15 protein-coding genes and 1 tRNA gene are annotated in these 17706 nt (G+C 45.9%); 11 read left to right on the top strand and 5 right to left on the bottom strand.

Features of this window, described 5'->3' with window-relative positions; genetic code table 11:
* A complete protein-coding gene (locus ACYVE4_RS17060) occupies window positions 1-1230 on the bottom strand; it encodes a 4-hydroxy-3-methylbut-2-enyl diphosphate reductase (RefSeq protein ID WP_461041383.1) in 1230 nt (409 codons plus the stop codon).
* Between the two features lie 202 nt (window positions 1231-1432).
* Here ACYVE4_RS17060 and ACYVE4_RS17055 point away from each other — a divergent pair, with 202 nt between their 5' ends.
* On the top strand, window positions 1433-2704 hold the full coding sequence (locus ACYVE4_RS17055; protein ID WP_461041382.1) for a hypothetical protein: 1272 nt from the start codon (window positions 1433-1435) through the stop codon (window positions 2702-2704).
* A gap of 3 nt (window positions 2705-2707) precedes the next feature.
* On the opposite strand, the gene ACYVE4_RS17050 is transcribed toward ACYVE4_RS17055, so the two are convergent.
* From ACYVE4_RS17050 to ACYVE4_RS17040, 3 genes are all read right to left on the bottom strand, one after another.
* On the bottom strand, window positions 2708-4231 hold the full coding sequence (locus ACYVE4_RS17050; protein ID WP_461041381.1) for a GH3 auxin-responsive promoter family protein: 1524 nt from the start codon (window positions 4229-4231) through the stop codon (window positions 2708-2710).
* A gap of 71 nt (window positions 4232-4302) precedes the next feature.
* Window positions 4303-5208 (bottom strand): glycerophosphodiester phosphodiesterase family protein, encoded by a 906-nt coding sequence (locus ACYVE4_RS17045; RefSeq protein WP_461041380.1) that lies wholly within the window; start codon window positions 5206-5208, stop codon window positions 4303-4305.
* A gap of 185 nt (window positions 5209-5393) precedes the next feature.
* Entirely contained in the window at window positions 5394-5708 is a 315-nt protein-coding gene (locus tag ACYVE4_RS17040; protein WP_461041379.1) for a sigma factor-like helix-turn-helix DNA-binding protein, read from the bottom strand.
* A gap of 255 nt (window positions 5709-5963) precedes the next feature.
* Here ACYVE4_RS17040 and ACYVE4_RS17035 point away from each other — a divergent pair, with 255 nt between their 5' ends.
* The 8 genes from ACYVE4_RS17035 to ACYVE4_RS17000 all read left to right on the top strand — a co-directional run bounded on the left by ACYVE4_RS17035 (window position 5964) and on the right by ACYVE4_RS17000 (window position 14523).
* Window positions 5964-8405, top strand: coding sequence for a penicillin acylase family protein (locus ACYVE4_RS17035; protein ID WP_461041378.1), 2442 nt, complete (start codon window positions 5964-5966; stop codon window positions 8403-8405).
* 91 nt (window positions 8406-8496) lie between these two features.
* The gene (locus ACYVE4_RS17030) at window positions 8497-8859 is read left to right on the top strand and encodes a hypothetical protein (protein ID WP_461041377.1); all 363 of its coding nucleotides are present in this window, start codon (window positions 8497-8499) and stop codon (window positions 8857-8859) included.
* Between the two features lie 60 nt (window positions 8860-8919).
* The gene (locus tag ACYVE4_RS17025; RefSeq protein ID WP_461041376.1) at window positions 8920-9522 is read left to right on the top strand and encodes an OmpH/Skp family outer membrane protein; all 603 of its coding nucleotides are present in this window, start codon (window positions 8920-8922) and stop codon (window positions 9520-9522) included.
* 236 nt (window positions 9523-9758) lie between these two features.
* Window positions 9759-10220 (top strand): SsrA-binding protein SmpB, encoded by a 462-nt coding sequence (smpB, locus tag ACYVE4_RS17020; RefSeq protein WP_461041375.1) that lies wholly within the window; start codon window positions 9759-9761, stop codon window positions 10218-10220.
* A 196-nt stretch (window positions 10221-10416) separates the two neighbouring features.
* A complete protein-coding gene (locus tag ACYVE4_RS17015) occupies window positions 10417-10932 on the top strand; it encodes an HNH endonuclease (RefSeq protein WP_461041374.1) in 516 nt (171 codons plus the stop codon).
* 248 nt (window positions 10933-11180) lie between these two features.
* Window positions 11181-12968, top strand: coding sequence for a 30S ribosomal protein S1 (rpsA, locus tag ACYVE4_RS17010; protein WP_461041373.1), 1788 nt, complete (start codon window positions 11181-11183; stop codon window positions 12966-12968).
* Between the two features lie 139 nt (window positions 12969-13107).
* Window positions 13108-13178: transfer RNA gene (locus ACYVE4_RS17005), tRNA-Cys, on the top strand.
* Window positions 13179-14097: 919 nt separating this feature from the next.
* Window positions 14098-14523 carry a response regulator gene (locus ACYVE4_RS17000; protein ID WP_461041371.1) on the top strand — a complete coding sequence of 142 codons (426 nt, stop codon included), beginning with the start codon at window positions 14098-14100 and terminating at the stop codon, window positions 14521-14523.
* A gap of 90 nt (window positions 14524-14613) precedes the next feature.
* On the opposite strand, the gene ACYVE4_RS16995 is transcribed toward ACYVE4_RS17000, so the two are convergent.
* The gene (locus ACYVE4_RS16995; protein ID WP_461041370.1) at window positions 14614-16227 is read right to left on the bottom strand and encodes a sensor histidine kinase; all 1614 of its coding nucleotides are present in this window, start codon (window positions 16225-16227) and stop codon (window positions 14614-14616) included.
* 500 nt (window positions 16228-16727) lie between these two features.
* Between ACYVE4_RS16995 and ACYVE4_RS16990 the strand changes: the two genes are divergently transcribed.
* Together ACYVE4_RS16990 and ACYVE4_RS16985 are read left to right on the top strand one after the other, a co-directional pair.
* Window positions 16728-16958 carry a hypothetical protein gene (locus tag ACYVE4_RS16990; protein WP_461041369.1) on the top strand — a complete coding sequence of 77 codons (231 nt, stop codon included), beginning with the start codon at window positions 16728-16730 and terminating at the stop codon, window positions 16956-16958.
* A 355-nt stretch (window positions 16959-17313) separates the two neighbouring features.
* The gene (locus ACYVE4_RS16985; RefSeq protein ID WP_461041368.1) at window positions 17314-17700 is read left to right on the top strand and encodes a hypothetical protein; all 387 of its coding nucleotides are present in this window, start codon (window positions 17314-17316) and stop codon (window positions 17698-17700) included.
* The last annotated feature ends 6 nt before the right edge of the window (window positions 17701-17706 follow it).

The following is a 17706-nucleotide window of genomic DNA, read 5'->3' as shown; positions in this document are numbered from 1 at the left end:
CTATTGCATAACAGCTTCTATCACTTCATTGACGGGCCGCGCATCCGGGAAAAAACTGGTGATTTTAAGCAAAATACCTTCGACAACAGCGTCGGGACAGGAAGCTCCGCAAGTGAGTAATACCGTAACGGGTCGATGAGTTGGGATAAAATTCTCCGTGATAATTTCCTGATGCGTATGCTCGTCAAAATGGCGGATGAGGCCTTCTGACAGAATTTTTTCTTCCGATTCGATGAAATACGTCGTTAGTTTTTCCTGGCAGAGTTCGACAATATGCGATGTATTGGACGAATTATAGCCACCCGCGACAATGGCAAAATCAGCCGGATAGGTTAACAAAGCGTAGGTCGCGTCCTGATTATCGTTAGTAGCGTAACAGAGCGTATCGCGGGTATTGGCAAAATGGGTTTCGGCTGATGCATCCGTTAGGTTGTACTTCTGAATCATGATTTGCTTCAGATAATCCGCAATGCTTTGTGTGTCAGATGCTAACATAGTAGTCTGATTGACAACCCCAATGCGCTCCAGATCACGGGCCGGATCGAACCCTGTGGAATATTGACCGGCAAATTCGATGAAGAAATTGTCAAGAGAGATTTCTCCCGATATATACTTTGCCAGTCGCTGTGTTTGATCCATGTCTTTCACTACAACCGTAGGCGCCATTTCCTTGCTGTGAGAAAACGTGGCCCGCGTTTCTTCATGGCTAGGTTTGCCATGAACAACAACGGTATAGTTTTTCTGACCAATCTGACTCGCTTTATTCCAGACTTTTTCGACAAATGGGCAAGTCGTGTCATACTTTACCACGTCTAAGCCCAGCGCTGATAACTTATTCTGGGTTTCCAGTGTAGTACCAAATGCCGGAATAATGACCACATCGTCTGGCTTCAGTTCCGACCAGGGCACAAGTTGGCGTCCACTCGTATCCATGATAAATCGCACGCCACGGCTCTGCAAATCATGATTCACGTCGGGGTTATGAATCATCTCACTTAGCAAGAAAATCCGTTTGTCGGGATTTTCGGAGATAGCTCTGTAGGCAATCTCAACAGCATTTTCAACCCCATAACAAAACCCGAAATGGCGAGCAATCAATAGCTGAACCGGCCCAAAATCGAGCCGTGTAGGCGTGAAATCGCGTTTTAACTTATCCCGTTTCCGACGAAATTCTTTTAACGGAGTAATAATATGGCTGCGGTAGTAGTCGGGTATGTCGAACGATTTCATTGATGCAACGAGTGAAGAGCCGAAAAGACAAATCATGTCTGTCAACTCAGTAAGAAGCATTTATATAAAGAACAGCAGACTCCTGGCCTTCGTTCGGTGCAAAGGTAACCACGAACCGCATTGACCTGTAAAGAAGCAAACCTAGCTTTTGTTATATTTGAGTGTAACTGTGTACCTTCCTTCAAACGCTTTTTATTCGTCGATGACAGCTTCATCCATCCAATTGATTGACACCTGGACCTGGTGGCGTAAAATTCTCTTTCGCTTTTTCTGCATTTACATTCTCCTTTACATGTCACCCCTGGGTTGGCTGGGCGATATTCCTGTTGTGAATTTGCTTGGTGAATATTATGGCATAGCTGAAGAATGGCTGGTTAATCTGGCTAATAAATTCATTTTCCATGTTAAAGATGTGCTCGTACCCTTGAATGGCAGTGGTGATACGTCGTACGGATACGCTCAACTGTGTTTCTTTCTATTGACAGCGGTTTTGGGGACCATTATCTGGACAATTTTTGATAAGCGTACAAATTATAATACAGCCTATTATTGGCTCTTAGTTGCGGTTCGGTATTATGTCGCGATGGTCGCCTTACGGTATGGAATTATCAAATTGTTTGGTTTCCAGATGGTATTTCCGTCGCTAAGTGCATTGGCTACTCCCCTAGGCGATTTCCTGCCGATGCGCTTTTCCTGGTATTTTATTGGGTATTCAACGCCTTACCAGTTTTTCTCCGGGGCGGTTGAAGTGGTGGCAGGTTTGCTGTTGATATTCCGTCGCACAAGCACATTAGGCGCGTTTATCGCAGCCAGCGTGTTTCTAAATGTGATGATGATGAATCTCTGCTACGATATACCCGTCAAACTTTTCTCTATTCATCTGTTTCTCTTCAGTAATTTTCTGCTGATTGGCGATGCCAGGCGGTTGTTGAATTTCTTTGTGTTCAACAAACCAACGCCAGCCGCTTCCCGATTTATCTTACCCAAAAAATGGATGAAAAGTAGTCAGATCGCGTTGAAAGTCGTTTTTGTTATCCTATTTCTCGTGATGCCGCTGTTTCAATTTTTTACTTCTTCCGATCAGGGTACTCCGCCTAAAAAACTGGCTACTGGATTCTTCAGTGTTGATCAATTTCAGGGAACGCCGGTTGATAGTTTGCGCTGGAAAGATGTTGTTTTTGAAACCAACAATTCAGGAAGTATTCAAACGGCCGATACGTTGTTCCGGCAGCGTTATCACCGGGGTTATTTCAGCTATAAACTCGATTCAGCAGCGCATACCATAGCGTTTAAAAAATCCGCTTCGGATACAAATTCGCTATTCACAATGGGCTATACGATGCCTGATACCAATCAAATTTTATTGCGGGGGAAAATTCGAAATGATTCGGTATTTGTAGCACTAAAACGGCAAAAACGCCATTTTCAATTAACAGAACGACAGTTTCACTGGCTCTCCGAAGCGAATCGATAGTAATCAGAGTTCCATAACCTGCCCTAGAATGTCGTCCAAATATTCGCGAGAATTGGCCAGTCGGGGTACTTTGTGCTGACCACCTAATTTTCCGCGTTGTTTCATCCAGGCATAGAAGGTACCTGATGGCACGACATGAATGCGAGGTCGTTTCAGTACTAAATCATTATAGCGTTTCGCGTCGTAATCGGAGTTAATCTGGCGGAGCGTTTCGTCCAGAATCTGGTTGAATCGCTGCTGATTATTGGGTTCCTGCGTGAATTCGATGACCCATTCGTGGCAACCGTTGGCGCCGTTGCCCATATAGACAGGCCCAGCTGTATAATCAGAAATAATAGCTCCTGTTGCTTCGCTGGCTCGTGTGATAGCTGTTTCAGCGTTTTCAACGATGACTTCTTCGCCGAATGTATTAATGAAATGTTTCGTTCGTCCGCTTACCTTCAGTCGATGAGGGTACAGTGAGGTAAACCGAACGGTGTCACCTACTTTGTAGCGCCATAATCCGCCATTGGTTGACACCACAAGGGCGTAGTTTTTATCTAACTCAACTTCGTCGATGGTCAACGCTTTTGGGAAGGGCTGATCAGCTTCATGAATAGGCACAAATTCATAGAAAATACCATAATCGAGCATGAGGAGCATTTCACCTACGCGATTCAAATCATCCTGAATCGCGAAAAATCCCTCGGAAGCATTATAAATTTCCTGATACCGCACGCTGGTCGAGGGAAAAACCTGATGCTGAAACAATTCCCGGTACGGCTGAAAATTGACCGCTCCGTGCATCATTACTTCAAAATTCGGCCACACCTCCAAGATATTCGACTTGCCCGTGCGAGCCAGAATTTTGTCGATCAACACCATACCCCAGGTGGGGACACCCAGCATACTCGTGACGTTTTCAGCCGACGTAATTTCAGCCATTCGCTCTAATTTCGATTCCCACTCGTCCATCAGAGCAACCTGAAGGCTGGGGGTACGGATGTACTGTGCCCAGCTTGGCAGGTTTTTCATCACGACTGCCGAAACATCGCCAGCGACACTATTGGTACTGTAGGGATTTGGATGGAGACTACCGCCAATAGATAATCCTTTTCCCTCAAATGCCCGACTATCCGGATTGTTCGCAATGTAGAGCGCCATCATATCCTTACCGCCTTTGAAATGACTTTCATCCAGCGATTCCATCGTGACCGGGATAAACTTACTACGAGCATTGGTTGTACCCGATGATTTGGCAAACCAACGAACGGGCGATGGCCATAGTACTTTCTGCTCGCCTTTCAGAACCCGCTCAATGTAAGGGAAGAGATCTTCGTAGCTCGAAACCGGTACTTGCCGCTGAAAATCCTGGATTGTCCGGATCGATTTGTAATCGTATTTTTTTCCAAAAATGGTTCTGCGCCCTGATCGAATAAGCTGCCTGAAAATTTGTTCCTGCGCCACGCCAGGGCATTCCATCATCGCTTCAATGCGCGGTATGCGCCGTTGCAGAAGCCATTTGAGCGTGGTGTTTAGAACAGTCATGACACTAAAGTAATCGTAGAGATTGAGCTATCAATATAAATTTATTGGTGCGACAAATATATCAGGTTGATTTATAAACCAATGGCCCGGTCCGGATAATCCGTGATTAGGCCATCGACGCCCCACTTTTTCAGACGAACCATATCCCGTTGCTGATTAACTGTCCAGGGAATCACTTGAATCCCCTGCTCGTGTAAGCGAGCAATTTTAGTCTGATTAATTAGTCGAAAATATGGGCTATAAATATCGGGTTTGAACCCAAGCTCTTCAATGTTTTTCTCTGGACTTCGGAGATTTTCCACCAAAACTGAAAGCCTAACTTTAGGGTAAATACCCAAATCCGCCTTTTGTTTCCAATGTTGTAATACGGCAAAGTCAAAACTCTGAATTGTTATCCGGTCTGGATTGACCCGGTCTGTACCTATATGCTCTTTTAAGACGGCCTGCACGAGATCACAGAATGCAGCAGGTTCGGGTTGGCTTTTGCCGTATTCCGATGCGTCACTTTTGATTTCGATATTGTAGGAAAAAATCGGTAAATTCTTCGTTTTCTGGTATGCTTCAGCCTGATCAATTACCTCACTTAATAACGGCTTATAGGTTTTAACTTTCTCCTGTTCTGGAAAAGCTGGATTTCCAGTTGATCCAACATCATATCGTTTTATATCTGCGTAGGGTAATTGATAGAGATTGAGATTTTTCTGTTCTTTTTTGGAAATAGACTTTCCATCGGGAGTAACACTGAAGGCGGCATTAAAATAGGGGTCGTGCGACACAACTACCTGATTATCTTTGCTTATCACCACATCCATCTCCAAAGTTGTAACTCCGAGATCAAGTGCCTTGAGAAAAGCAGGAATGGTATTTTCTGGCATCAATCCACGGCAGCCCCGGTGTCCCTGCCAGTCGAAGTTGGAGGGAGTTTGAAGGGTTGCCGTCATTAAAAAGGTGAAGAATAGAGTTGCGTATAGGGTCATATCAGGAATTTGAACCTGTATGAAGCTGATTTGTTCGCCTGTATCAGCTACAAAGCATTAAGTCAACAGTATTTATTAGGTAGGGACTCATCAAGAGCCGCAAGACCAACCTTGGATATTACTGGAGATAGAACGTCCGAACGCCAATTAATGCCGTTGAATATGCGCGAGAAAATCAGTAAAAATTAATTGCAGCAAAATGTGGTCATCACCGCTCTCATGGCTTGAACGCCCGCTTGTTGACGCGAGTAGTCACGCAGAAACCGGCAAGCGTGGTAGTACTGACCTTTCACGTCCATAACAGAAATCTGGAGTTGATCAGCTACTTCTTCCGTACTCAGGCCCTGTTCAGAACGCAACGTATAGACTAACCGGCGTTGGGTAGACAGTTGCCGTAATCCCGCACTTACAACAGAGCTGTACTCGTTTTGGGGAAGTACTTCGTCGGTCTCTAAAATCATTCGATTGTTGTCACTGATTGTGTTTAGTACCTGAGACATGGCTATGGCGAAAGTTGTTGACAGGTTAAGATGTATCTTTTCTGGACGAATTAAACGCTATTAAAGACCTTGTTCACTAGGCTTGCCGCAATCAATTCCCTACCTTGTGTCACAAAAGTAGGCGTATCAATCACCGGATTTGACTTGGGTAGACAAATATAGCGAGTTTTCGCTTGGTGAGGAAAAGAATATTTTTTATTTGTTCAGTGCAATAGTAAACTTGTGGGAAATATTCCCTGATTTCTTGACTTAATTATGCGTTACGCCAAGGCTATTAGTGTCTCGTTGTTGACCATCCTACTAATTTGGGCATTAAATAAACCCTGGGGAAGTGTTCCCGCATTCGGCCCATTGCTCAGTCCTTTCGTTGGATTCTGGCAAAATGCAGAATCAGCAAATGCGGCAGATGAGGAAATTACGTTGAACGGCACACAGGCTCCCGTAACGGTTATCTTCGACGATAAAGCGATTCCACATGTTTTTGCGCAGAATGATCACGACATGTATTTCGCGCAAGGGTATCTGACCGCTCGTGATCGGCTGTGGCAAATGGAATTTCAGACCCACGCTGCTGCTGGTCGTGTATCAGAATTAGTAGGGGATAGAGCGCTTGAATTAGATCGGTTTAGTCGCCACATGGGGATGGGGTATGGAGCCGAGCAAACGCTGAAAGGAATGCAGAACGATCCAGTGACCCGCGCTGCACTGGAAGCGTATACGGCTGGCGTGAATGCCTGGATTAGCCGACTTACCCCTGCTAAATACCCGATTGAATACAAATTGTTAGGTTATGCTCCCGAGCCGTGGGCGCCCATCAAATGTGCGCTTCTGCTCAAACAGATGACCAATACACTAGCCAGCGGAGCCGATGATCTATTGATGACGAATATTTTGCGGAAATACGGTTCAGTCGTAACCACCGATCTTTTTCCTGATTACCCAGCGCGCGAAGATCCAATTATTCCGGCGGGCACAAAGTGGAATTTTAAGCCTGTATCGCCAATTCCGGCTCCCCCGAATGATACGACCATTAATGACATGATCGTGAAATTTGATTTAGGATTCCGGCGCCCTAATCCTGAAATTGGTTCGAATAACTGGGCAGTAGGCGCTCAAAAATCAGCAACGGGTCATCCTATTTTAGCGAATGATCCGCACCTGACATTAAGCCTGCCGTCGATTTGGTATCAAATGCAGTTGGTTTCGCCAACCGTAAATGTGTATGGTGCTACGTTGCCTGGCGCTCCCAACGTGATTAGCGGATTTAATAAAGATATTGCCTGGGGTGTGACCAACGTTGGGGCCGATGTGCTGGATTTTTACACGGTAAAATTCAAGGACAACTCTCGTAAAGAATATTGGCACGACAATAAATGGAAGCCTGTTACAACCCGTATTGAAACCATAAAAGTTAAAGGCAAGCCTGATGTGATCGATACGGTTTTATACACACACCACGGACCGGTTGTTTATCAACCAGGAGCGAAAGCTTTTCGAAAAAATATCCCAGTTGGCTATGCTGCCCGTTGGATTGCGCATGAGCCCTCGAATGAGATGGCTTGTTTTTACGGGTTAAATCGCGCTAAAAACTTCGACGATTATCGCAAAGCATTAGCTTATTACGTAGCACCCGCACAGAATTTCGTATTTGCTAGTAATCAGGACGATATTGCTATTTCGCCCAATGGTCGATTTCCGCTCAAATGGATCGATCAGGGAAAATTCCTATTGGATGGGACTGATCCGGCCGACGACTGGCATGGTTTCGTCCCAGCCGATCAGAATCCGTTGGTGAAGAATCCGCCACGTGGTTTTGTAAGTTCAGCAAACCAGTTTTCAACGGACAAAACCTATCCGTACTACATCAACTGGCAATTTGCCCCTGCCGAGCGAGGTCGGCGAATCAACCAGCGTCTGACAGCTATGCAACGCGCGACGATCGATAGCTTACGTATGCTGCAGAATGATAATTATAATTTGAGAGCAGCCGACGCATTGCCCGTAATGTTGTCCAATGTGAATCAGAATAAACTCAGCGCGGAACAGAAAAAAGCCTTTGCCGCTCTGAAATCCTGGAAACTGAATAATGATGTTTCTGAAATCGCTCCCACCATTTTCACCGAATGGAACCAGCGATTATTAGATGCGATCTGGTCGGATGATTTTAACACGACTGGCGATACGTTACCCATGCGTATCCCTTCTTTCGATCGCACCCTAACTATGATGCAGCGCGATTCAGGAGCGCGCTGGTTCGACAACATGAAAACCCCGGCTCGTGAACGCATGACGGATGTACTGACCCAAAGTTTTCAGGCTACCTGCGATACATTAGCAAAAAAGCATGGTGCTGTTGGAAATTCCTGGGCATGGGGGCCGCATAAAAGTACCTCTGTTCGCCATTTGCTTCCCGGCGTCGATGCATTCAGTGCGCTAAATGTGCAAATCGGTGGTGGGGGAGGAATCGTTAACGCAACGAGCGAACGAGCAGGCCCTTCGTGGCGAATGGTCGTAGCGTTGGGACCACAGCCTAAAGCATATGGGATTTATCCGGGTGGGCAATCGGGCAATCCGGGTAGCCCGCATTACCAAGATTTGCTGGAAACCTGGCGAACCGGCCAACTATCCGAATTACTGTATCTGCAAACGCCACAAGACAAACATCCGAGGATTAAGCAGAAAGTTGTTTTAAAATAGAATTTAGGTTTCAAGTTGGCTGACATTCAGGCAGTCAAATAATGCTTATACGTCAATCAATTTGAAACCACAGACTACAGCCGTTAAACAAATGATTATTCAAATCATCCTTATCGCAATTCTAAATTTATTAGCCCAATTATTTCTTCCTTGGTGGAGCCTCGCGATTGTTGCTTTTTTAGTATGCTTGTGGCGTAGCCCAGGCGCCGTAGGAGCGTTTTTTGCTGGTTTTTATGGGGTAGCGCTGGTGTGGTTAGCATATGCGATCAGCATTCATTTCCGTACCGATGGAATTTTCACAGGCCGGATGAGTGAATTGCTCTTTAAGACAAATAGTGCTATTCTTCCGGGGCTCGTAACCGCTATTGTAGGTGGCTTAGCAGGAGGAATGGCCGGACTATCTGGCTACTTTGTTCGTCAGGCGACTGGAAATCAAATCGCTGCCCGTAGCTAGTAAAGTCGTAAATCCCTCTACCTTTGTAGAATAAACCGATAACTAACTGATTTATTACCTGTGAAGAATGCCTCGTTGATTCTAAACGTCGTCCTGACGATTGCCGTAGCTGTACTGTACTACCTACATTTTAAAGGCCCTCAATCCGAAACAACTTCGGTTTCCAGTGCACCATCCGAAGCGAAAGGGAAAAACATTGTATACGTAAATGTCGATTCGCTGCTGAACCGATATGATTTTTTTAAAGACACGCAGAAAGTATTGGAAAGCAAGCGTTTCCAACTGGAAAATGACTTAGCGGCTAAAGGTCGGAATCTGCAAAACAAAGTAGCTTTCTTCCAGCAACGTGCCCCAACAATGACCCAGGAACAAGGTCGCGCTACGGAGGCATCGCTTCAGAAAGAACAACAGGATATCTTGGCCTACCGTGAGCGGGCTGCGCAGAATCTGGCTATTGAAGAGCAGAGTAAGAACAAGGAATTGTACGACGAGATTTACAATTACCTGAAGAAAATCAATGCACAGAATAAATATGAATTTGTGCTAGGCTATACCAAAGGCGGTGGTATTCTATTTGCCGATCCAGCAAACGATCAGACAAAAGCCATTTTGGATGGCCTAAACAAAGAATATCAGGCTAGACAAGCCCCAACAAAGAAATAAGGCTTTTTAGCTTTACTCATTACGTAAACCCGACGGATTGAATCAATAGTGTTCAATTCGTCGGGTTTACTGGCTCTAGCCCGGCAATTTTTTCGAGTATGGTAAACCTCTCATAAAATTTCAACGTTGTTGGTCTTACCCAGTTTATATAGCTGAGAACCTAGTTTTAATTTTCTGATGTAGAATGTCGATAGCAGAAATTCATACATCATATATCCTACATCCTATCTCAATCCATGGCATCTGCATCGATTGTTAAACAAGTTGATATTCGAAACCGACGTGCTTCGTTTGAATATTCGTTTCTAGAGACGTATACGGCCGGAATTGTGCTGACAGGCACCGAAATTAAATCGATTCGTCAGGGAAAAGTGAATTTGCAGGATGCCTATTGCCTGATTCAGAACGACGAGCTTTTTATCCGGCAAATGAGCATTTCGGTTTATACTGAAGGAACGCATTACAATCACGAACCACTCCGCGATCGTAAACTTTTGCTAACAAAACGGGAAATCAAACGCCTGACCGAAAAGCTAAAAGATCAGGGACTAACCATTGTACCAACCCGGCTTTTTACCAACGAACGCGGTTTTGCCAAAGTCGAGATTGCGCTGGCAAAAGGTAAAAAACTCTTCGATAAACGCGAAAGCATCAAAGAGCGCGACGTTGAGCGGGATTTGCAGCGGGGGAGGTATTGAAGTCAATACATAGCCAATTTCCTCGGCCTGTGTCCTCACAGGCCGTGTTACCGGACAGCCGGCGGTGATAGGTCTGTGTCCTCACAGAACTTGGATATTAATATAGCTATCGACTAGAATTTAAATTTTTCCTAACTATTGCCCTTGTGTGGATAACTCTGTAACTTGCTACCTTACAGAGGCATCTAAACGCGATATGGGTAGGAAAGTATTAGTCTTAAATCAAGATTACAGTGCCCTCAGCATTTGCTCCGTTCCTAAAGCATTCCTGCTGGTTTTTCTAGACAAAGCCGAACTGGTTGCCGAATCGGATCAGTTCGTGCTCCGAACAGTCTCCGCTGAATACCCGATGCCATCGGTCATCCGACTTCATCGATACGTCAATCTGCCTTACAAAGGCGTTATGCTCACTCGGCAAAATATTTTCAAGCGCGACGGTCATCATTGTCAGTATTGCGGCACTACCGATGATCTGACGCTCGATCATGTGCTGCCCAAATCGAGAGGTGGAAAAACCAGTTGGGATAATCTTGCTACGGCCTGTAAACGCTGTAATTCGAGGAAAGGGGATTACACCCCAGATGAAGCCAACATGAAACTCCGCCAGAAACCGTTCAAACCTACGTTTCTGGTTTTTTTACGCGAATTTTCTGGGTCCATCGAGCAAAGCTGGATGCCATTTTTAGCGAAGAAGGAGAAGGCGTTTCAATAACGTTTTAGACCAAAGTCGACAGCGCGAACCGGGGAAGTAGCTTAAATAGCTACTTCCCCGGTTCGCGCTGTCGACTTTTTAGCCTTTTTGCCCTCAATTTCAAAGACTTTTGAGTCGCTCGAAACTTTTTTCCAAAAGCAATTGCTATCTTTGCAGGCCTTTTTCAAAGGTAATTTAACTATAACCAAAAGTCAGTCCGCCATTGACCTACGGACTGATGTACCGAGTGGGTCAGGAAACCATTTTTTATGAGCAAAACGCAGCAACGCGAACTGCCGGCATTTGATTGGGACCGTGCAGACAACAAAGGGTTTGGGAGTGGCTATTCGGATGCCGAGCGCAACCGAATGTTGGAAATGTACGACAATACACTGTCGGAGGTTAAAGAGAAAGAAGTAGTAATGGGAACCGTCGTTGGGATAACGGACCGGGAAGTATTACTCAACATTGGATTTAAGTCGGATGGCTTGGTACCTGCTTCGGAATTTCGGGATATGCCTGAACTGAAGATGGGTGATGAAATTGAAGTTTACGTAGAAAATCAGGAAGATCCGAATGGTCAGCTGGTTCTTTCGCGTAAGAAAGCGAAAGTGATCACGGCATGGCAGAAAATTCAGCGTGCGCTGGACGAAGACCTCGTTATCGATGGTTTCGTAAAACGCCGGACCAAAGGTGGCCTGATCGTTGATATCTATAGTGTGGAAGCGTTCTTGCCAGGTTCGCAAATCGACGTGAAGCCGATTCGTGACTTCGATATTTTCGTTGGTAAGAAAATGGAGGTTAAAGTCGTCAAGATCAACTATGCAAACGATAACGTAGTCGTTTCGCACAAAGTCCTGATCGAAAAAGACCTCGAAGCACAACGCGCTCAAATCCTGAACAACCTCGAAAAAGGTCAGGTTCTGGAAGGCGTGATCAAAAACATGACCAACTTCGGTGTGTTCATCGATCTCGGCGGTGTCGATGGTCTGTTGCACATCACCGATATCTCTTGGGGCCGCATCAGTCACCCATCGGAAGTACTGCACCTTGACCAGAAAGTTAACGTGGTTGTGCTTGACTTCGATGAAGACAAGAAGCGGATTTCTCTGGGTATGAAGCAGCTACAAGCTCACCCATGGGATGCGCTGCCAGAAGATATCCAGGTTGGTTCGAAAGTAAAAGGCAAAATCGTAAACGTAGCCGATTACGGTGCGTTCCTCGAAATTATGCCAGGTGTCGAAGGGCTGATCCACGTATCAGAAATGTCATGGTCGCAGCATCTGCGTAACCCACAGGAGTTCCTAAAAGTGGGTGACGAAGTTGAAGCTGTTGTGCTGACGCTTGATCGTGCTGATCGCAAAATGTCGTTAGGCATCAAACAACTGACCGAAGATCCTTGGACTCGTCCAGAATTGCGTACGAAATACGCTGTTGGTACGAAGCACAAAGGTGTTGTTCGTAACCTAACGAACTTCGGTCTGTTCCTCGAACTGGAAGAAGGTATTGACGGTCTGGTACACGTATCGGATCTGTCGTGGACGAAGAAAATCAAACATCCTTCGGACTTCATCAAAGTGGGTGACGAACTCGAAGTAGTTGTACTCGAACTGGACGTTGACAACCGTCGTCTGGCGCTGGGTCACAAACAACTCGAAGAAAACCCATGGGATACCTTTGAAACCGTATTTGCTGTTGGTACGATTCACCGTTGCACCATCCTGAGCAAAAACGACAAGATGGCAACCCTCGAACTTCCTTACGGTATCGAAGGCTTCTCATCGCTGAAAAACCTGGCGAAAGAAGACGGTACGTTTGCTGAAGTTGGTGAAACGCTTGATTTCAAAGTAACGGAGTTCTCGAAAGAAGAGAAGCGCATTATGCTTTCGCACACGAAAGCATGGCAAGAGAAAAACGAGCCTGTTAAAGAGCAAAAAGCACCAAAAGCGTCTGCTACGAAAGCGGCTTCTGCACCAGCAGCTGCTGAACGTGGCGCTACCTTAGGCGATCTTGATGCACTAGCAGCCTTGAAAGAACAAATGGAAGGCCGTAACTAAGGCTGACTACTGTTCGATAAAATGCTCCTGAGCTATATAGTTCAGGAGCATTTTTTTATACGCGCGTTTCGCAATACAGGATAAAATCGTATGTTTGCAGTCCCGAAAGCAAGACCCTTCATGTATTCGGGATTGATAAGGTTCCGTGGCCGAGTGGCTAGGCAGTGGTCTGCAAAACCTCGTACAGCGGTTCGAATCCGCTCGGAACCTCAACTTACTGAATCAAGGCTAATCCGTTTTAGAGTGTAAATGCTCAAAATCAATGGGTTAGCCTTTTTTAGTTTATTGTACTTTTTGGTTTTTAATAAGGCTTAGTAAACTCGATCCGTCACCTAATCCATCACCCATATTATTGTAATCGTAAATTCGGTTTGAACAAATTATGGATAACGATGGAGACGGTTACCGACAAATCCATTAAGTTTCTGCTGAAGTATTATCCACCCATTTGATCGAAACGATTCAGCGTTTCCGGCAAAGCATGCGCTGGTAATGTCTGATGACCTATGGCTGTGGTGGTTTAATTCTGTTGATCTGCCTGACGAATCACACCTTTGTGAGCTCACCCCTAGGGGGAAAGCTGTACACCTGGATTCATACACTCTGGTTCTGTTACTGACTCCCATTACTTAAGCTGGATGTACGGTCGTCGGATTGAGTAGTTAGAATCGGTATCACATCAACTTCAGCGTCTATCATAAGCTCCTGGCCCCAGTCGACGAGTCTTATAAAAACGCTCCCAGCTTGATACATTGAATCTCTCACCGCACAAGATTTATGGTCAGCGACTTCCTTTCTGATGGGTCCATTCAAGAAAAGGGGGAGCATTATCAATAGTGTAGGTGTTGACAAACTGTGGGCTTATGTCCTCAGCTTGGGAATAAATGCCGTCAGTTAACGAAAAGCTTAGCTTTTACCATAGTGGAAAGCTGTTCATAGACAACTATTTACAGGTCAATGCGTTATTGGCACAATTTAGGCTTAGTACCGTTTAGACGTATTATTCTCTTTGGTTGTTTGCTGTTTCCTACGTAGCCTTTCCTGGATGAATGATCGTTTACCTCTCATTAAAATAAAGAAGAAAACGTTAACGTAAAAACCGGGCTTTTACTCGATTCACACTGAAACAATGGACAAGCATCCCATCATATTTATTGATCCCGACGAAGACGACCACACCATGTTTAAACAGGCATTGAAAGAGTTGGACGTGGACTATCCAGTAATCGTTTTCTTTAATGGTCAAACAGCTTTGGATTACCTAACAACCACTCAGGACTTACCTTTTCTTATTATTTCGGAAATTAGTATGCCCGCTATGAATGGGCTGGAACTTCGTCGACAAATTGATCAGGATCCTGTTCTGCGCCGAAAGTGCATCCCGTTTGTGTTTATGACCAGTCCGGTAGAAGATTACCTGGTGGAAGAAGCATACGAGTTGACGATTCAAGGGATGTTCGAGAAAAAACAATCGTTTACGGCCTGGAAAACGCAAGTAGGGTCCATTATTGATTACTGGACCGAGTGCCACCACCCGAAACGCTTCAAGACCTGAGTCCGAAAGCTAAAAATAAAACCGGATGAACGACGGGCCTGGTTTTACGGCTGATCAGGCGATACATGCTAATCGTTGTCGATTGATTGGTTAAACAGGCAGATAAACACTAAAGGTGGAGCCCTGACCAAGCTGACTTTGCGCCGTGATAGCTCCCCCATGATTGGCTACCACTTTCTGGCAGATGGCCAACCCTATTCCCGTACCAGCATAGTCGCGGCTCGTATGTAACCGTTGAAATACCGTGAAGATGCGGTCCAGGTATTTCTCTTCAAAACCAATCCCGTTATCTACGATATCGATCCGATGGTAAGCTAGTGTGGCCTGAACCGGATGGACTTCGGCTGGCAGTTGTTCGGTTGATATCCGCTCCCCCCGCATCTGAATCTGGGGCACGACTAACTCACCCTCCACAGAGATCGAGTGGAATTTAAGGGCGTTACCCAGTAAGTTGCGAAATAGCAACGTTAACTGAGACTCGTCTCCCCGGACGGTCGGTAAGTCGTTTAGCGTTAACTGAGCGCCAGTCTCCTGAATACGTAGCTCGAACTCCTGAAGCAGTCCCTCCAGAAGTGAGGTCAAACAAACGGATTTTGTATAGTGTGAGGGAGTCCCGATACGGGAGTAAACCAACAGATCTTTAATTAAGCGCGACATGCGATTGGCCGCCACTTGCATACGCGTCAAATAATCGCTATCGTTCCCAAGCTGGCTACCATACTTTTGCTGTAGCAGGTCTCCGAATTGCTGGATCTTGCGCAGGGGTTCTTGCAAGTCATGACTGGCCACGTAAGCAAACTGTTGAAGGCTCTCGTTGGAACGTTGTAACTCCGCCAACGAAGCTTCCAACTGCTGGGTTCGCTGAACGACCTGCTGCTCAAGGGCCAGTTGTCCCTGCCGTTGCTGGGTCACCTCCTGGACCATGCCACTAATCTTATAAGCCTCTCCCTGAGCGGTAAAATACGATTTGCCCAACGAGTAAAAAATGCGTTCAGGTTCACCAGGCCCCAGGCGGATTCGATACTCAACCTCATAATGGCCATCCGAGCCAGGCGCGGTGGCCGCTTGCATGGCGGTTCGAACCCGCGGCCAATCTGCTGGATGGACAAATCGAAAGGCGTGCTCAGGAGTAACAGGCAAATGGGGTGCTATGCCATGCCAGGCCCGAAGCCGGGGAGAGTAGTCAATCTGACCGGTGGTTAGTTCATATTGCCAGGTTCCCAATTGGGCCAATTCAATAGCCCGTTGCAGATCTTCCTGAACTTGTTGGGTAAGTTGCCGTTCCAGCACAGCTTGAGTAATATCCTGGGCGGTACCTGACAGACGAATAGGCTGGCTCTGCTCATCAAAATACGCTTGTCCAATCGCCTGTAGCCAGCGTAGCTGGCCATTGTCTCGGCGGCTGATGCGGAATTCAATGGCATACTTTCCCCCAGATTGTGGATTGAGCGCCCATTTCATAGCTTGATCAAGGCGTAGCTGATCGCCCGGATGGACATAGCTTAATAAGGCCTGGGGTTGGGTAAAGGAGCGCGTATCTGCACCGACTAGTCCATAGAGTTCCTGAGTGCGTTGATCCCACCAAGCCACTTGGGTTCGCAGGTTAACATCCCAGGTACCAATCCCGGCAGCCTGGAGGGCAAAGCGCAACCGTTCGTTTTCGGCTTCCCCATCCTGGTGCGGGGGTATTGAAGGAGAGGTCATATGTTGGTCGGAATACCCATTGCGAAACTAATCAAAAAGCGCAAGAGTTGGCTCCACTGAGCTTATTATTTAAGTATGTGGTGGCCTCAGGGATTACTGATCGTTAAAGAGTAAAGATATGAATCAGCTTGTGATCAGGCTTAGGTGGGACTATGAGTTTATGTTGACCAGCGTACAGGCTAGGCTCCCTAGATATAACCCACCCACTGGTAGCTAATTGAAAAAGAGGTTAGGAGAAAGTGGGCAACTGGTAGATGAACTAGAGAGGTACAAACCGTAAAACAAAACCGACTGAGATAAACATATTACGTCAACTTCCGACCTATAGACAAGGCATCCGTGATTTTATTAAGATTGTGCTGCCCGCTATTCTTCTACTAAACCCGTCCGGTTTTTGTTGGAAATCGCTAAACGAGGATGTATTTTTCCTCCTATTCCACTGTATCCGATTGGCTTTGAGAACGTAGGGCAGGGTTTGAAACGGCTACCCGTTTATTTTTTTGCTTACTAAGTTTTTGCTACTAATTGTAGGTAGGGTTGCCAAGGCCAAGCAGCTGCCTGCATCAGAGTCCATCACGTTACCACAGGCATTTGTGCCAGCCATTACCCAGGATCAGCATGGCATTATCTGGATGGCGACCTTGAATGGATTATATCGATACGATGGTATGCACGTTAAGATATTCCAACCCTCGGCCGATGGACGACCATCTTGTCGGCTGTTGGCGTAAATCAGCTCACACCTGCTTCGAACGGGCTACTTTGGGTAGCCCGAGAACGATCGATTTATTTGGTCCTGTTCAAAAACGCTCTGGCCAGCAGCCAGAGCGTTTTTATAGGGTAGAGTAGACTCAAGGTGGTTTTGAACTCAAGGAAATACAGTCTCATTTAACCCACCCCAAAGTGAAACGATGGAAACTATAATGTCTGATCCCTAATTAAAGCGGTTCATAAATCATAAAAGGACAGTTTCTTAGCCATGCGTTATTAACTATTGTCTGGTCTATTTCTAAATTGAGCGAGTTTAAACCAGGAAGCAAACTTTCTGACAATCTTTGCGTTAGATGGGGTATAAGCATAGATTTTATGAAATCGATAGTGGCTTTATGGATGGCGATGTTAATGCTGGGAAGCAGCCTGTTTCCTGGTTTTGGCGTTGATCAGTCCAATAAAGTTGTCGATTTGATCCAGCACTATCAGGAGCACAGGAAAACCGAGCCAGCGTTAAGTTTTCTCGACTTTATTGTGATGCACTACGGAGTTAACTCGGAGCATCATAAACACCCGAACCACAGTCACCACAATTTACCGACAATAGGCCATACTGTTCCGGGCTTTACGCCCACGCTTACCCAATTTTTTACCCTTGCGGCACTGACTATTCTTCTACTGAGCCGACGGGCGTTCTTCGGGTACGCCAATCTGTATTCGTTTGTCCGTGTTACGTCGCTGATTAACCCGCCCCGAGCTTAATAAACT

This window comes from Spirosoma harenae, from assembly GCF_054776975.1.
Note: the sequence above shows the minus strand (reverse complement) of the source record. Positions and strands in the feature narration are given on the sequence as shown.

Bases quoted from the DNA above. Each gene is read 5' to 3' on its own strand.
- ACYVE4_RS17015 (WP_461041374.1), top strand. From the start codon at position 10,417: ATGGGTAGGAAAGTATTAGTCTTAAATCAAGATTACAGTGCCCTCAGC.
- ACYVE4_RS17035 (WP_461041378.1), top strand. From the start codon at position 5,964: ATGCGTTACGCCAAGGCTATTAGTGTCTCGTTGTTGACCATCCTACTA.
- ACYVE4_RS17000 (WP_461041371.1), top strand. From the start codon at position 14,098: ATGGACAAGCATCCCATCATATTTATTGATCCCGACGAAGACGACCAC.
- ACYVE4_RS16995 (WP_461041370.1), bottom strand. From the start codon at position 16,227: ATGACCTCTCCTTCAATACCCCCGCACCAGGATGGGGAAGCCGAAAAC.
- ACYVE4_RS17055 (WP_461041382.1), top strand. From the start codon at position 1,433: ATGACAGCTTCATCCATCCAATTGATTGACACCTGGACCTGGTGGCGT.
- ACYVE4_RS17030 (WP_461041377.1), top strand. From the start codon at position 8,497: ATGATTATTCAAATCATCCTTATCGCAATTCTAAATTTATTAGCCCAA.
- ACYVE4_RS17045 (WP_461041380.1), bottom strand. From the start codon at position 5,208: ATGACCCTATACGCAACTCTATTCTTCACCTTTTTAATGACGGCAACC.
- ACYVE4_RS17050 (WP_461041381.1), bottom strand. From the start codon at position 4,231: ATGACTGTTCTAAACACCACGCTCAAATGGCTTCTGCAACGGCGCATA.
- ACYVE4_RS16985 (WP_461041368.1), top strand. From the start codon at position 17,314: ATGAAATCGATAGTGGCTTTATGGATGGCGATGTTAATGCTGGGAAGC.
- ACYVE4_RS17060 (WP_461041383.1), bottom strand. From the start codon at position 1,230: ATGAAATCGTTCGACATACCCGACTACTACCGCAGCCATATTATTACT.
- smpB (WP_461041375.1), top strand. From the start codon at position 9,759: ATGGCATCTGCATCGATTGTTAAACAAGTTGATATTCGAAACCGACGT.
- rpsA (WP_461041373.1), top strand. From the start codon at position 11,181: ATGAGCAAAACGCAGCAACGCGAACTGCCGGCATTTGATTGGGACCGT.
- ACYVE4_RS17040 (WP_461041379.1), bottom strand. From the start codon at position 5,708: ATGTCTCAGGTACTAAACACAATCAGTGACAACAATCGAATGATTTTA.